Raw genomic sequence first — 15,173 nt, 5'->3', positions numbered from 1 at the left:
CCCGGAACGTGCCCAGATCCGTCCGGGTGACCACCAGGAACGCCAGCTTCCAGCAGTGGCAGGCGCTGCTGGCCAACCGGACGAAGCGGCACCGGGCCGGGGAGTTCCTGGTCCAGGGCGTACGGCCGATCACGCTCGCCGTCGAGCACGGCTGGCCCGTCTCGGCGCTGCTGCACGACGGGACCGGGCCGCTGTCCGGCTGGGCTCGCGAGGTCATCGACCGGGTCCCGGACGCCACCCGGGTCGCCATGGACCGGGAGTTGCTGGCCGAGTTGGGCGGCAAGTCGGACACCGCCCCGGAACTGGTGGCCGTGGTCCGGACGCCCGCCGACCGGCTCGACCGGATATCCGTGGCACCGGATTCCCTGGTGCTGGTCTTCGACCGCCCCACGGCGCCGGGAAACATCGGCACGGTGGTCCGGTCCGCCGACGCGTTCGGCGCCGCGGGCGTGGTGGTGACCGGGCACGCCGCCGACCCGTACGACCCGAAGGCCGTACGGGCGAGCACCGGTTCGCTGTTCGCCGTGCCCACGGTGCGGGCCGGCGGCCACCAGGAAGTGCTCGACTGGATCGACCGGCTGCGCCGGCGGGGCGTACCGCTGCGGATCGTCGGCACGGACGAGCACGGCGACACCGACGTGGCGGACGAGGACCTGACCGGCCCGGTGGCGATCCTGATCGGCAACGAGACGCGCGGCCTGAGCGCCGCGTGGCGGGACGCCTGCGACCGGATGGTGCGCATCCCGATGACCGGCGCGGCGAGTTCGCTGAACGCCGCGACGGCCGGGTCCGTCCTGCTCTACGAGACCGCCCGGCAGCGCCGGCGCGCGGTCGCCGGGCCGGCGGCGCGCTCCGGGGCTACCAGGACGGGGTCTGCAACAGGCTGAGGAACTCCACCAGCAGCCGCTCGCGCAGCGCCGCGGGAGCGGCGCCGAGCAGCGTGTTGACAAGCGCCATCCGGTTCGTGTCGATGCCCGGGCCGGCCGGGTCCAGGCCGAGGCCCGCCACCAGGCCGGCCATCAACTGCGGGGTCAGGTCCTCCGGGCGCAGCGACCCGGCCAGCGCCAGCAGTTCGGCCGGCAGCCGCACCGGGCCGGCGGCCCGGGTGGCGCCGACCGCGTCGCGCAGCGCCGGCCCGAAGTCGGCGGCGCCCGCGGCGGCGCCGGCCGTCACGCTCAGGTGCAGGCTGGGCGGTATCTCCCCGTACCGGTGCTGGGGCTGGACGTGCCAGCCCCGCCCGGCCAGTTCGTCGGCGAGCACGAAGACGTCCAGTTCAGGGTCGTCCGCGACGAAGCAGACCACGGTGGCCGCCGGGTCGGCCAGCAGCCGCAACCCGGGTACGTCGCGGACGGCGGCGCAGATGTCGCGGACCGCCGAGCGGGTGCGCTCGGCCAGCGCGAGGTACCCGGCGTCGCCCAGGTGCCGCAGCGTGGCCAGTGCGGCGGCGATCGGCCCGCCGGAGCGGGTGGACGAGATCACCGGGTTGACCAGCGGGTATCCGGGCCAGTCGGCGTACCCGAAGTACTGCGGCCGGCGCAGTTGCGCGTCCCGGTGCAGCAGTACGGAGACGCCCTTCGGGCAGTACGCGTACTTGTGCAGGTCCACCGAGACCGACGTGACGCCGGGCACCGCGAAGTCGAACTCGGGCACCGGCACGCCGAGCCGGCGCAGCCAGGGCAGCGACCAGCCGCCGAAGCAGGCGTCCACGTGGCACCGCACGCCGGCCTCGGCCGCCGCGGCGGCGATCGGCGCCACCGGGTCGACGACGCCGTGCGCGTACGCCGGCGCCGAGCAGACCACCAGCACGGTCTCCGGCCGGATCGCCCGGGCGATGTCCTCGGGCGCCGGCACCAGGGTCCGCGGTGAGATCGGCACGGTGTCCAGGGTCAGCCCGAGGTAGTGCGCCGCCTTGGCGAAGGCGGCGTGCGCGCTGGCCGGGGCGACCAGCCGGGGCGCCGTGATGTCCGGCCGGGCGTCCCGGGCGGCCTTGACGGCCAGGATGATCGACTCCGTGCCGCCGCTGGTGACGCTGCCCACCACGTCCGGGGCGGCGGTGCCGGGGCCGGCGCCCAGCACCCGGGCCGCCGCGGCGACCAGGGCGTTCTCCATCGCCAGCAGGGACGGGAACGCGGTCGGGTCCAACCCGTTGACGTGCGCCGAGCGCGCGTACGCGGCGGCGGCCAGCTCGTCCAGCCCGGGTACCGCGGACTCGAAGACGTACGCGAACAGCCGGCCGCCGGTGGTCGGCAGGTCGGCGCCGCGCAGTTCGTCCAGTTCCGCGAGCACCCGTTCGGCCGGTACGCCCCGGCTCGGCAACGCCTCGATCACCCTCGGTCCTCCCCTTTCCCGTCGATCATGATGAGTTGTTCGCGGTACCCGCGCATCAGCACCAGCGCCCCGCCGACCAGCAGCGCGGGCAGCACCGTGAAGCCGAGCAGGATGCCCAGCCGGGCCGAGTCGGGCTGGACGGCCGCACCGGTGCGGGACGGGACGTACCCGCAGATCTGCAACACCAGCCCGAAGATGCCCGGTCCGAGGGCCAGGCCGAGGGTTTCGCCCGCGGTCCACAGCCCGGTGAAGACGCCCGCCTGGCGCCGGCCGGTGCGCACGGTGTCGTACGCGATGCAGTCCGGCAGCATGGCCAGCGCGAAGACCTGCTGCCCGGCGTACCCGGCGCCGATCAGCGCGACCAGCGGATAGCAGGCGACGGCCGGCAGCGCGGGCGCGGCGACCAGGCCGAGCGCCCCCACGGCGAACAGCAGCGACGCGACGACGAAGGCGCGCGGCTTGCCCAGCCGCCGGCCCAGCGGGGTCCACGCCGGCATGACCAGCAGCGCCGGCCCGACGAAGCACGCGAACAGCAGCGTCGGCCCGGTCTGCGGGTCGTTCAGCACCTGCGCGGCGAAGTACGTCACCCCGGCCAGCACGGTGGCGATACCGGCGGCCTGGATCACGAAGCAGAGCAGCAGCGCGCGGAACGGCCCGTTGCCGGCCGCGACCGCGAGTTGGGCGCGCAGGCTCGGTTCGCTCTGTTCCACCGGGCCGGCCGGGCCGGCGGTGCCGAGGAACGTGCCGATGGTGCCGACCACCATCAGGGTCGCCACGAAGACGCCCATCCAGCGGTGTCCGGGGATGCCGCCGCCGGTGGCGGTGACGACCAGCGGGGCGAGGGCGCCGGAGACCAGGATGGCCAGCGCGAGCACGGCGATGCGCCAGCTCAACAGCCGGGTGCGCTCGGTGTAGTCGGCGGTCAGTTCGGCCGGCATCGCCACGTAGGGCACCTGGAAGAACGCGTACGCGGTGGCCGCGGCGAGGAAGGCGGCTGCGACGTAGCCGCCGGCCGCGGCCCCGGACCGGGCGGGCGCGGCGAACATGGCGGCGAACAGCACGGCCAGGGTGAGGCCACCGACCAGCAGGTACGGGCGGCGGGCGCCCCAGCGGGACCGGGTGCGGTCGGAGATGCGTCCGGCGACCGGGTTGACCAGCACGTCCCAGCCCTTGGGCAGCAGGACCAGCACGGCCGCGATCCCGGCGGCGATGCCGAGCGAGTCAGTCAGGTACGGCAGCAGCAACAGCCCCGGCACGGTACCGAAGGCCCCGGTGACCAGCGATCCCGCGGCGTACCCGGCGACCACCCGACGCGGCAGGGTGGGCGCCGGACGCGACGCGGATACCAGGGGTGCGGTCATGAAACCGAATGTTAATCATGTTCTTCGCCGGTCGGCTCATCCGAAGATCCAGGCGTCCAGCCGGCGCGGGCCATGTCGACCCGGTCCCCGCGCAACGGCGTCCCCTCGGCCAGCAGCAGCCGGCGCGCCCGCCCCTCGTGCCCCGGCGGCAGCCGTCCGGCCGAGTTGACCACCCGGTGCCAGGGCACCCCGCCGCCGTGCCGGGCCATGATCGTGCCGACCAGCCGGGCGGACTCCCGACCGGACCGCTCGGCCAGCGCGTCGGCGACCGCGCCGTAGGACATCACCCGACCCGGCGGGATGCGCTCGACCAGGCCGAGCACCTCCTCGACGTACTCCTGCGGTGTCACCTGGAGCACGATATGGGAACCGACGGGAACGCGCCGAGCCCGGCGTACCAGAATGGGCCGGTGCGTGACCTGGTGACCAGCGCCCGCCGGATCGTCGTCAAGGTGGGCTCGTCCTCGCTGACCGCCACCGGCGGCGGCCTCGACGCCGGCCTGGTGGACGACCTCACGGCCGCGCTGGCCGGGGCGCGGGCCAGGGGTGCCGAGATCGTGCTGGTCTCCTCCGGCGCCATCGCCGCCGGCCTGGCGCCGCTGGGCATGGCCCGCCGGCCGCGGGACCTGGCCAGCCAGCAGGCCGCGGCCAGCGTCGGCCAGGGCCTGCTGATCGGCCGGTACGCGGACAGCTTCGCCCGGTACGGGCACCGGGTCGGTCAGGTGCTGCTCACGGTCGACGACGTGACCCGGCGGGCGCACTACCGCAACGCCTACCGCACCCTGCGCAAGCTGCTCGATCTCGGCGCGGTGCCGATCGTCAACGAGAACGACACGGTGGCCACCGACGAGATCCGGTTCGGCGACAACGACCGGCTCGCCGCCCTGGTGGCGGCGCTCGTCCAGGCCGACCTGCTGGTGCTGCTCTCCGACGTGGACGCGTTGTGGACCGGCGACCCGGCCTGGCCGGACAGCCGACGGATCGCCGAGGTGCACGCCGAGGCGGACCTGGCCGAGGTACGCATCGGCGGCACCGGCCGGGCCGGGGTGGGCACCGGCGGGATGGTCACCAAGGTGGAGGCGGCCCGGATCGCGACCGGTTTCGGCATCCCGGTCGTGCTCACGGCGGCGCCGCTGGCGGCGGCCGCGCTCTCCGGCGAGCCCGTCGGCACCCTGTTCCACCCGGCCGGCCGCCGGCCGGCGGCCCGGCTGTTCTGGCTGGCCCACGCCACCTCGCCGCGCGGCCGGCTGCACCTGGACCCCGGCGCCGTGCAGGCGGTGGTGGGCCGGCGCAAGTCGCTGCTGCCGGCCGGCATCACGGCGGTGGACGGCGCGTTCACCGCCGGGGATCCGGTCGACCTGGTGGACTCCTCGGGCGCCCCGGTGGCCCGCGGGCTGGTGAACTACGACGCGGTTGAGCTGCCCGGACTGCTCGGCCGGTCCACCCCGGAACTGGCCGCCACCCTCGGCCCCGGCTACGAGCGCGAGGTCGTGCACCGCGACGACCTGGTTCTGCTGTAGCCGGCCGGTTCCGCTGTGGCCGGCGCCCCGTCCTGCGCCGGCCGGGATTGCCCGGTCCCGCGCCGGCCGGCGCTCAGTCCTCGCTCCGCGGGCCGAGCAGGCGGATCTCCTCGATGTCCAACGCCGCCTGGATCTCCCGCAGCACCGCGTCGTCGATCTCGTTCGCGTCCCGCATCCGGGTGATCTCCCGACGCTTGCGTTCGAGCGCGGCGAGCCGCAACTGCCGAGCCTCCTGGTCGCGGGTGCGCGCCTCGTCGTCGTCCTCGGCACCGCGGGCCTTGCCCAGGCTGTGCTCGTACTCCCGCCGGATCCCCGCACCCACCTCCGCCGAGACGCCCGTCTCGGCGATGACCTCCGGCAGCGCGGCCAGGCTGACCTCGGCGGCCCGCAACCTGGCCCGGCGCACCTGCTCGGCCCGCCGGGGATCGGCGCCCAGCCCCGCCCAGCTGGTCACCGCGGGCAGGGTGGTGCCCTGCACCAGGATGGTCGACAGGATCACCACGGCCGTCACGAAGATGACCAGATCACGATCGTGTACCGGGGCGCCGTCGCGCATGGTCGTCGGCACCGCGAGCGCCGCGGCCAGCGACACCGCGCCGCGGAAGGCCACCCAGCCGGCCGCGGTACGGACCCGCCAGCTCGGCCGGGGTGCGGCCCCGCGCATCAACCCGATCGGGTACGCCGAGACGTGCACCCAGACCAACCGGGTCGCGATCACCACGCCGGCCACCACGAACGCCATGATCAGCGCCCGGGCGAGCGAGATGCTGGTGACCCCGCGCACCACCCGCGGGATCTGGAGGCCCAGCAGCACGAACAGGCCACCGTTGATCAGAAAGGTGGACAGCTCCCAGAAGTCCAGGATCAGCACCCGGGACGGGGCGCGGATCACCCGTGGACTCGCGTACGACACCACCACGCCGGAGACCACCACCGCCAGCACGCCGCTGGCGTGTATCAACTCGGCGACCAGGAACGCGGTGAACGGCGTGAGCACGCTCAACGCCCCCTCCGGAAGCGGATCGTCCAGGTGCCGCCGCAGCAGCACCGCGATCCCGGCCACCAGCAGGCCGGCGGCCACCCCACCGGCGAACGACCCGGCGAACCGGCCGGCGTACCCGAGCACGCCGGGCTCCGCACCGCCGACGACCAGGGCCACCGAGACGGAGAAGACCGTCAGGGCGGTACCGTCGTTGATCAGGCTCTCCGCGCGCAGGATGGTGAGGAAGCGGCCGGGCAGCCGCTTCGCCAGGCCGGCCACCGCCGCCGCGTCGGTGGGTGCGAGCACCGCGCCCAGCACCTGAGCGGTGGCCGGTGGGACTCCGAACGCCCGGGCGGTCAGCGCCACGGTCACCGTCGTCAGGATCACCAGGGCCACCGCCAGCCCGGCGATGATCAGCAGGTTGGCCCGGATCTCCCGGATGCTCGTGTACAGCGATTCCCGGTACAGGATGGCCGGCAGGAACAGCAGCAGCACCACCTCGGGGTTGAGCACCACGTCCGACAGCGGCGGCGTCAGCCCGATCAGCGCCCCGATGCTGATCAGCAGCACCGGCGGGGCCACCCGGTAGCGACCACCGATCGAGGTGCCCACCAGCACCGCCGTGGCCAGCACGACCACCAGCACAAGGCCCTTCACCGCCCACCCCCGGTTTCGAGGATGGACCATCCCGGTCGGTCCGCGGGCCAGCTTCGCCGGACCTACCCGGGCCGGCCAGCGGTTCCCGCCTCAGCGGCGCCCGCCTCAGCGGCAGCCGCGGATCGCCGCCAGGGCGGTGTGTACGGCGAAGCGGTCGCCGTCGTCGTTGTCCCAGCCGCCGTCGCTGCGCTGGGTGTCGGCCAGCCGGCGCCGCGCGGCGACGATGAACCGGTCGTCGATCGGGACGTCCACCCGGCGCAGCGCGGCGGTCAGCCAGGCGAGTTCGGCGGCGGACAGGTCGCGCAGGCGGTTCAGCAGCACCGACTCGATGCGCGCCCAGGGCTGGAACATCTGCTGCCGGTAGAGCACGGCCGCGGCCAGCCCGCCGGCGATCAGGTACGACGGCCAGGTGCCGTCCGGGCGCAGCCGGTCGGCGATGGCCTGGGCGCCGCCGTGCACCACCCCGGCGTACACGCCGCCGACCCGGTGGTCCAGCGGCCCGGCGGCACGGGCGTCGAGGCCGGCCACGGTGAGCCAGAAGACGGCGTTGGCGGTCAGGTAGTACGCGGCGTCCGGGTCGCCCGGCGTCGCCCACGGCGGGGCCACGTCGGCAAGCGCCGGGTTCTCCTCCCAGGTGCCGTCCGGCTGCTGCCGGACGGCGAGCCAGTCCAGGGCACGCCGGGCGGCCGGCCGGCCGAGGGCGCCCAGGTCGTCCAGTTCGCCGAGCCGGAAACAGGTCGCGTCGACCGAGGGGATCTCGCCGGCCCAGACCGCCGGCCAGCCGCCGTCGGCGGTCTGGCCGATCTCCGCGTTCTCCAGGATCTCCGGAGGTACCTCGGCACCGGTGCGCAACCGGTGCAGGCGGGCCCGTTCCACGGGGTCGCCGTGCGCGACGACGAACCCGACGGCCGCCTCCATGTCAATCACGCCGGACAGGCTACTGGCCGGTCGGCCGTTCCGCCTCGGTAGCTCGGCCGGGGGTGGGCTGGCCAACGGCCTGATCAAGAACTGTCGACAAGGGCCCCTTCCCATGCCGGAAGCGATGGAAAGGGGCCGTCGTCGGTATCAGGGACCGCTCAGTACTCGGGAAGGGAGGGATCGATCTGCTTGATCCAGGAGAGCACGCCGCCCTGCACGTGCACGGCGTTGCCGAAGCCGGCGGCCTTGAGCGCGGCGAGCGCCTCGGCCGACCGGACACCCGACTTGCAGTGCAGCACGATCTGCCTGTCCTGGGGCAGCCGGGACAGCGCCTCGCCGGAGAGGATGTCGCCCTTGGGGATCAGCGTCGAGCCGGGGATGCGCACGATCTCGTACTCGGCCGGCTCCCGGACGTCCACCAGCAGGAAGTCCTTGCCGGCGTCCTGCCACTCCTTCAGCTCCCGGGCGGTGATCGTCGAGCCGAGCGTCGCCTCCTGCGCCTCGGTCGACACGGCGCCGCAGAAGTCCTCGTAGTCCTCCAGCAGGTCGGTCACGGTCGGGTTCTCCCCGCAGAGCACGCACTGCGGATCCTTCCGGACCTTGATCTTGCGGTACGTCATCTCCAGCGCGTCGTACACCATCAGTCCGCCGACCAGCGGCTCGCCGATGCCGGTGAGCAGCTTGATCGCCTCGGTGACCTGGATCGAGCCGATCGACGCGCAGAGCACGCCGAGCACGCCGCCCTCGGCGCACGAGGGCACCATGCCCGGCGGCGGCGGCTCCGGGTAGAGGCAGCGGTAGCAGGGGCCGTGCTCGGCCCAGAACACCGACGCCTGGCCGTCGAACCGGTAGATCGAGCCCCAGACGTACGGCTTGCCCAGCAGCACCGCCGCGTCGTTGACCATGTACCGGGTGGCGAAGTTGTCCGTGCCGTCGACGATCAGGTCGTACCCGCCGAAGATCTCCCGGACGTTCTCGCGGTCCAGCGCCGTGTTGTGGATGATCACGTTGACCAGCGGGTTGATCTCCCGGATGGTGGCCGCCGCGGACTCGGCCTTGGGCCGCCCGACGTCGGACTGGCCGTGGATGACCTGGCGTTGCAGGTTCGACTCGTCCACGGTGTCGAAGTCGATGATGCCGAGCGTGCCGACTCCGGCGGCGGCGAGGTACATCAGGGCCGGCGAGCCGAGCCCACCGGCGCCGACACAGAGCACCCGGGCGTTCTTGAGCCGCTTCTGCCCCTCCACCCCGACATCCGGGATGATCAGGTGGCGCGAGTAGCGGCGGATCTCGTCTACGGTCAGCTCGGCGGCGGGCTCGACGAGCGGTGGCAGCGACACGATGGGCTCCGATCGACGACAGTGTGCGGCGCCATTGTTGCTCGCGCCGCGACCGCACGGCCATGAGCGGGAACACCTGCCCGGATTCCGGGAGCGGGAATATCACCGGCGCGGCGCGGCAACCGCGGGCCCGGATCGTCCGGCCCACCCCTCGCCCGGAACACCCGTCGCCCGGCCCACCCCTCGCCCGGCCCACCCCTCGCCCGGAACACCCGTCGCCCGGCTCAGCCCCAGGAAACCGGGCTGCCCGCGTACCGCCGGCCGTCCAGGTACGGCCAGGCGTTCGCGACGCAGCCCACCAGGCCGTACGTCTGCTGCTGCATGACCGGCGCGGGGGCGCCCGGACCGGGGCACGCCTCGTGGCCCAGCCCCAGTTCGTGACCGACCTCATGGTTCACCGCGTACGCCTGGTAGACCGCGAGCGGCGCGCCGTACCCGGGTACCGCGCCCAGCCAGCGGCTGAGGTTGATGATGACCCGTCCGGGCAGCCGGCACGAGGTGAACTTCTCGGTGCTCAGGCCGCCCTCGGCGCACATGAGTTCGGAGGTCGCGGCGGTGGCCAGGTAGATGGTGAAGTCGGCCTGCACCGCCCCGGGCACCCGCTGGAACCGCACATCCCCACCCGCGATCCAGCTCCGCGGGTCGCCGAGAATGCCGTCCACCGCCTCGGCGAAGTCCTCCGGATGCTGACCCACCTGCTGTTCCACCGCCACGTGGAAGGTGTGCAGCGTGCCGGCGGCGCCGAGCAGTTCGCCGCCGGTCGGCGCGTACGCGAAGGTGCCGGGACCGGTGGGCGGAGCCGGCGGCTCCGCCTCCTCCGGCGCGTTCTCCACCGGGCCGCCCGGCCGCTGCCCCGGGTCGGAGGCGGCGGGCACCGGGGTGACGGCTATCCCGGCGGCCCCGTCGGGCCGGTCGGCGCCCTCCGGCGCGGCCGCTGGCGGCGGGTCGCCCGCGGGCGACCCGGAGAGCACCGCCGCCACGGCCCGGTCCACCCCGACGAGCGCGGCCGCCAGCGCCAGGAGCAGCAGCACGGTACGCCGTCGGCGGCGCCACATCCGTCGGCGACGGCGGTCGGCAGCGGCCGGAGGGCTGTTCGGGGTCCGCATGAACCCCAGAGTTGCACCAGTTGCCCGGATTTGTGGCTAAAGAACCGATCCATCATCCAGGGCGGGAACCGTGGCGACACCGGCCGGCGAACGCGCCTCGTCCAGCAACCCGATCACCGACCGGGCCACCGTGCGCGGGACCTCCAACTGCGCCACGTGCCCCACCCCGTCCAGCATCAACAGCCGGCTGTCCGGGATCGCCCGCGCCACCTGAGGGGCCACCCGGACGTCCACCAGGCGGTCCTGCCGGCCGGCGACGACAAGCGTGGGCGCGCTCACCAGCCGCGCGAGCCGCCACAACGAGCCGGAACCCGGCAGGTACGCGCGCAGGAAGCTGGACACCAGACCACGGAAGGTCCGCAGGTAGGCGTGCGCGTAGTGGTCCTCGGTGTACCGGATCCGGATCTCCTCGACCGCCTCCTGCCGGCGCTGCTCGCAGATCCGGCTCAGATCCGCCACGCAGGCCGACAGGACCTGCTCCGCCATCTCCTCCGGGGCGAGTTGGGTGAGATAGCGGGCGGTCAGCCGTTCCCCGCCCGGAATCGCCAGCAGCGGCAGCATCCGGCCCTGCAACGACCGGCGCGGGTCCAGGAACGGCATGGCCGGCGAGATCAGGGTCAGGGTCCGGACCAGATCCGGCCGCAACCCGGCCACCCGTACGCAGATCGCGCCGCCGAGCGAGTTGCCGACCAGGTGCACCGGCCCCCGGCCGCTCTGTTCCAGGTACCGGACGACATGCCGGGCGAACGCCGGGATCGAGTAGCTCCGCCCGGGCTGGCTGCGGCCGAACCCGGGCAGGTCGAGCGCCTGCCCGTCCAGCCGGGCGGCGAGCAGGCCGGCCAGGTCCGTCCAGTTCTGCGAGGAACCGCCGAGGCCGTGCACGTACAGCGCCGGCTGCGCCGCGTCCGCGCTTGCCGGGGTCTCCCGCAGGTACGTCGCCAGCCCGCCGACCTCGACGTACCGGCCCGGCCAGGGCGGCGGCACCTCGCCCAGCGGGAACAGCTCGTCCGGCCCGAGGGAAGCGCGTTTCATGTTCTCCATGATGCCCGGAGCACGGCCGCGTCGGCCGGTCCGACCGGATCCGGCCGGACGCCGCCGGCTCGGGCCGGATCCCGCCGGCTCAGGCCAGCAGTGCCTCCAGCCGCCGGTTCACGGCGGCCAGCGTCGCCCGGACCATGGCCTGCCGGGGGTCACCGGACACCACGGCCGACCCGGCCAACTGCTCGACCCAGCCGTCGCAGACCAGGAAGACCACCACGGTCGCCACCTCGCAACCACCGAACGGCAGCACCGCGGCGTGCTCGACGAAGCAGCGGCCGTGGTCCGGGGTGCCGTCGGCGGACCGCAGCAGCTCGCCGATGGCCGAGGCCGCGGAGGCGGCGCAGAGCCGCAGCACGTAGCCGTCCACCGCGGGACCGGTGGTGACCCCGGTGGCGCGCTGTCGCGCGGCCGAGAGGCTCACCTCGACCGACGCCTCCAGCCCGAACGTGCTCACCTGGACGTGGTCGATGATCACCCGAGGTCCGGGCGGCCCGTCCGGGTTCAGCGGCCGGGACGGCGCCCGTTCCGTCGAGCTGAGCTGCTGCCCCGCGGCGTACGAGGTACCCGCCGGCACGCCGCCGGTGGCCTGCTCGTCGGTGCCCTGCGCGGACGGTTCGCCCACCGCGGCACGACCTCGCGGCGGCCCGCCCTGCCGGCGCCGGCGCGGCACCGCGGGTACCGAACCGGCCGGCAGGCCGCCACCCGGGGCGACCCCGGGCCGGCCGCCGGCTCCTTCGAAGCCGGCCTCCCCCGGGTCTCCCATCGCACCGCCGCTCGAACCGGCCCCCGCCCGGTGGCTCGGCGATGGGCCGGCGGCGACGGAGCCGGGCATCCCACCGGTGGTCGAACGCGGCATCCCGCCGGTGGCGGAGCGGGCCGGACCGCCCGCGGCGACACGGGAAACGCCGCCGCTCGCGGGCCGGGCCTGGCCACCGGCGGCGGGCCGGGCCGGGCCGGCGCCGGTCGGCCGGGCCTGGCCACCCGCGGCGGAACGGGCCGTGCCGCCGGCCGCCTCGGCCAGGCCGCGCCGGAAGCCCGCGGGCGGCTCCGAACCCTCCGCCACGGCTTCGCCGGACAGGTTCTGCGGTGCCGCGGCCAGGCCCATCCGCTCCTGGAGCAGCCGGGCGACCTGCCGGCTCACATCCGCCGGGTCCGCGCCGTCGGCCAGCTCCAGCCGGAGGCTGTGCGCCCCGGCCGGGGTGGTCCGCAACACGCCGTCGCGAACCCCGGGCACGTCCCGCACGGCCGCGAGAATGGCCTGTACGTCGAAGCCGTCCGGCCGTTCGTCCATCGGCGCCGTCGGCTCGTCCCGACGCAGGTGCGTCGCGATGCGAGCCAGCTCGGGCGTCTCGGCAGAGGGCTCCACGGTGGGCGGCTCCGGCACGGTGGGTACGTCGGGTTCGGCGGGGATCCGCTGGGGAAGCGTGTCACCCTTGGGCTCCGACCGCGGCTGCGGGGTCGGGTCCGACGCGGTCGTCTCACCGGGCTGGGACGGGCGGCCGGCGTCGGTTGACGGCGGCGGTCCGGCGTACCGCTGCGCGCCGTAGGGCGGCAGCGACGGCGGGTACGCCGGCAGGGCCGGCGCCGGAGGCGCCGGATAGTCGGGTGGGTCGACGCCCTGACCGGCCGGCTGGACCGGCCGGGCCGGGCGCTCGGCACCGAAGCCCGATTCGACGCCGACGGCCGGATCCGGCTCCTCGGCCGCCCGGCGGCGTCCCCCGGAGCGGACCGGGGCCAGGTAGCTCGATCGACCGCTGGCGGGGCTGACCGGCGGCCAGACCGGACTGTCGCCGGCCCGCCCGGACATGCCCGCCCCGGACGGCTCACCGGGATCGGGGATGCCGGGCCGGCGCCCGCCAGCGGAACGCCCGCCGGCCGGGAACTCGCCCGAACCGGCGATGTCCGGTCCCCGGTCCGGCTCGTCCAGCGGCGCGACCGTCCACGGTGGCCGCGCGCCGCCGGCGCCGGAGATCGGCCGGCTCGTACCGGCACCCGAGATCGGCCGGCTCGTGCCGGCGCCGGAGGTGGGTCGCTCGGCGTCCGGGGTCGACCGCTCGGCACCGCTGACCGGTCCACCCGCGCCGGAGACCGGTCCACCCGCGCCGGCCCCGGAGGTCGGCCGGCCGGCGCCGGCGCCGGAGATCGGCAGCACCGCCCCGGACGTCTCCCGCCACCCGCCGTCCAGATCCGGCGGGTCGTCGAACGGATCCCGGCCGCGTGCACCGTCGGCCGGTTCCCGCAACGAGGCCCACGGCGGTGCGGCCTCCTCCCGGCGCGCCGGGCGCGGCGCGGGCACGGCGGGCCGGGCGGACTCGGTGGAGTAGCCGGGCTGGGGACGGAAACCCGGCGGTGGTTCGACCCGCGACGGCCCGGCCTCGTCCCGATCGGCCTCCCGCCCGGGACGGCCCGACCAGGGCCCGGCCGCGTCGACCGGGTCGGCGCCGGGCGCGCCGCCGGAACGCCGGCCGGGATCGGTCAGCGCGGGCAGCTCACCGGTCGGCCGGCGCAGCGGCATGGGCTGGGTCGGCAACGAACTGGCCGGGACGGGCCGCCCCTGCTCGGGCGCCGGCCGCTGGGTCGGGAAGGCCAGCAGGTTCCGGCCGGGGCCGTCCGCCTCGGCGACGTACGCGGGCGGTGGCGCCGCGGACGAAGGCGTCGCGGACGAAGGCGTCGCGGACGAAGGCGCCGCGGGAAATGGCGCCGCGGACGAGGGCGCCGCGGAGATGGGCATGGCGGACGTCGGCGCCACGGGCGGGCGGAGCCCGGACAACGATCCGGCGAGGTGTTCCTCGGCGTAGCCGTTGACCGGCCGCTCGATGTCGGCCGGGTCGGGCGGCGGCTCGGGAGCCCAGCGGAACCGGGGGGCGTCGTCCCAGCCCGGGACCGCCGGATCGATCGGGGTGTGCCAGGACCCCGCACGGACGGGCTCCACCTGGTCCTCGTCCGCCGGCGGCATCGGCTCGACGGGCTCGGCCGGATACCCGCCGCGGCTGTCCCAGCCGGCGTCGGCCCAGGCCGCGCCGGCCGGCGCCCAGCCGTTTCCGGCCCGCGTCGGCTCGTCGCCGTGCCCCGTTTCCGGGCCGCGGTCTCCCGGCGTGGCAGCACCGGGCTGCCCAGATTCATCCACCGTGCGCTCCTTGGTCGCCCTCGCTGAGGCTACCGTGTGCTGACAGTGGCGATAAGTTACAGCGGCACGCCTTTTCAACAGTCGCGCGAAGGCATCGCCACCCGGCGACGGACCGGTGCCGGTGCGTGAGTTCGGAGGTACCCCATGACAGCTGCGGGCGGCGCACAGACGGCCGGACGCCCCACCCGCCTGCCCCGTTCGGCACGGCGCAAGCAGCTGCTGGCGGCGGCGCAGGAGGTGTTCGTCGCGCAGGGCTATCACGCGGCCGCGATGGACGATATCGCGGAGCGGGCCGGAGTCAGCAAACCGGTCCTCTACCAGCACTTCCCGGGCAAGATGGAGCTGTACCTGGCGTTGCTGGACACCCACTGCGAGGCCATCGTGGCGAAGGTCCGCGAGGCGATGGCGGGCACCTCGGACAACAAGGAGCGGGTCAAGGGGGCCATGCGCGCCTACTTCGACTTCGTCGACCACGAGAGCGAGGCGTTCCGCCTGGTCTTCGAGTCCGACCTGCGCAACGACACGGCGGTGCGGGAACGGGTGGACCGGGTGGAGCAGGGCTGCATCTCGGCGATCACCGACACCATCATGTCCGACACCGGGGTGAGCCGGTCCCGGGCCGAGCTGCTGGCCTCCGGGCTGGTCGGCGCCGCGGAGACCGCGGCCCAGTTCTGGTTGGCCAGTGGGCGCCGGGTGCCGAAGGCCGAGGCCGAGGCGCTGCTGGCCAGCCTGGCCTGGCGCGGCATCGGCAGCTTCCCGCTGCACGGCGAGCCGGCCTGACGGGTCCGGCCAC

Annotated in this window: 11 protein-coding genes and 1 pseudogene; 3 read left to right on the top strand and 9 right to left on the bottom strand. The window is 75.0% G+C overall.

Translation table 11 applies throughout. From position 1 onward, the window contains the following. Positions 1-8: 8 nt before the first annotated feature. Complete coding sequence (locus tag CIK06_RS03875) at positions 9-887, top strand: TrmH family RNA methyltransferase (protein ID WP_095563657.1); 879 nt, start codon at positions 9-11, stop codon at positions 885-887. Here the strand turns inward: CIK06_RS03875 and CIK06_RS03870 are convergent. From CIK06_RS03870 to CIK06_RS03860, 3 genes are read right to left on the bottom strand one after another with little or no spacing between them, the layout of a single operon-like run. Then, positions 859-2,328 carry an aminotransferase class V-fold PLP-dependent enzyme gene (locus CIK06_RS03870; protein ID WP_095563656.1) on the bottom strand — a complete coding sequence of 490 codons (1,470 nt, stop codon included), beginning with the start codon at positions 2,326-2,328 and terminating at the stop codon, positions 859-861. The genes CIK06_RS03875 and CIK06_RS03870 overlap by 29 nt on opposite strands. After that, a complete protein-coding gene (locus tag CIK06_RS03865; protein WP_095563655.1) occupies positions 2,325-3,689 on the bottom strand; it encodes an MFS transporter in 1,365 nt (454 codons plus the stop codon). The genes CIK06_RS03870 and CIK06_RS03865 overlap by 4 nt, the downstream gene beginning before the upstream one ends. A gap of 11 nt (positions 3,690-3,700) precedes the next feature. Next, a complete protein-coding gene (locus CIK06_RS03860; protein WP_095563654.1) occupies positions 3,701-4,039 on the bottom strand; it encodes an MGMT family protein in 339 nt (112 codons plus the stop codon). 60 nt (positions 4,040-4,099) lie between these two features. Between CIK06_RS03860 and proB the strand changes: the two genes are divergently transcribed. Continuing rightward, a complete protein-coding gene (gene proB, locus CIK06_RS03855) occupies positions 4,100-5,209 on the top strand; it encodes a glutamate 5-kinase (protein ID WP_198348098.1) in 1,110 nt (369 codons plus the stop codon). Between the two features lie 73 nt (positions 5,210-5,282). Here proB and CIK06_RS03850 read toward each other — a convergent pair whose 3' ends face one another. From CIK06_RS03850 to CIK06_RS32290, 6 genes and pseudogenes are all read right to left on the bottom strand, one after another. Further along, positions 5,283-6,848 (bottom strand): Na+/H+ antiporter, encoded by a 1,566-nt coding sequence (locus tag CIK06_RS03850; protein WP_232534003.1) that lies wholly within the window; start codon positions 6,846-6,848, stop codon positions 5,283-5,285. Between the two features lie 105 nt (positions 6,849-6,953). After that, positions 6,954-7,766, bottom strand: a complete 813-nt coding sequence (locus CIK06_RS03845) for a prenyltransferase/squalene oxidase repeat-containing protein (protein WP_232534238.1) — start codon at positions 7,764-7,766, stop codon at positions 6,954-6,956. Positions 7,767-7,924: 158 nt separating this feature from the next. Beyond that, complete coding sequence (moeZ, locus tag CIK06_RS03840; RefSeq protein ID WP_095563652.1) at positions 7,925-9,106, bottom strand: adenylyltransferase/sulfurtransferase MoeZ; 1,182 nt, start codon at positions 9,104-9,106, stop codon at positions 7,925-7,927. Positions 9,107-9,330: 224 nt separating this feature from the next. Continuing rightward, positions 9,331-10,161: a DUF3152 domain-containing protein gene (locus CIK06_RS03835; protein ID WP_095563651.1), complete on the bottom strand. Its 831-nt coding sequence runs from the start codon at positions 10,159-10,161 to the stop codon at positions 9,331-9,333. 87 nt (positions 10,162-10,248) lie between these two features. Then, a complete protein-coding gene (locus tag CIK06_RS03830) occupies positions 10,249-11,244 on the bottom strand; it encodes an alpha/beta fold hydrolase (protein ID WP_095567544.1) in 996 nt (331 codons plus the stop codon). Positions 11,245-11,332: 88 nt separating this feature from the next. After that, positions 11,333-12,418: pseudogene (locus CIK06_RS32290) on the bottom strand (hypothetical protein); the annotation flags it as partial. Between the two features lie 2,106 nt (positions 12,419-14,524). Here CIK06_RS32290 and CIK06_RS03815 point away from each other — a divergent pair. After that, positions 14,525-15,160, top strand: a complete 636-nt coding sequence (locus CIK06_RS03815; RefSeq protein ID WP_095563649.1) for a TetR/AcrR family transcriptional regulator — start codon at positions 14,525-14,527, stop codon at positions 15,158-15,160. The last annotated feature ends 13 nt before the right edge of the window (positions 15,161-15,173 follow it).

Source organism: Plantactinospora sp. KBS50, from assembly GCF_002285795.1.
GTDB lineage: Bacteria > Actinomycetota > Actinomycetes > Mycobacteriales > Micromonosporaceae > KBS50.
Note: the sequence above shows the minus strand (reverse complement) of the source record. Positions and strands in the feature narration are given on the sequence as shown.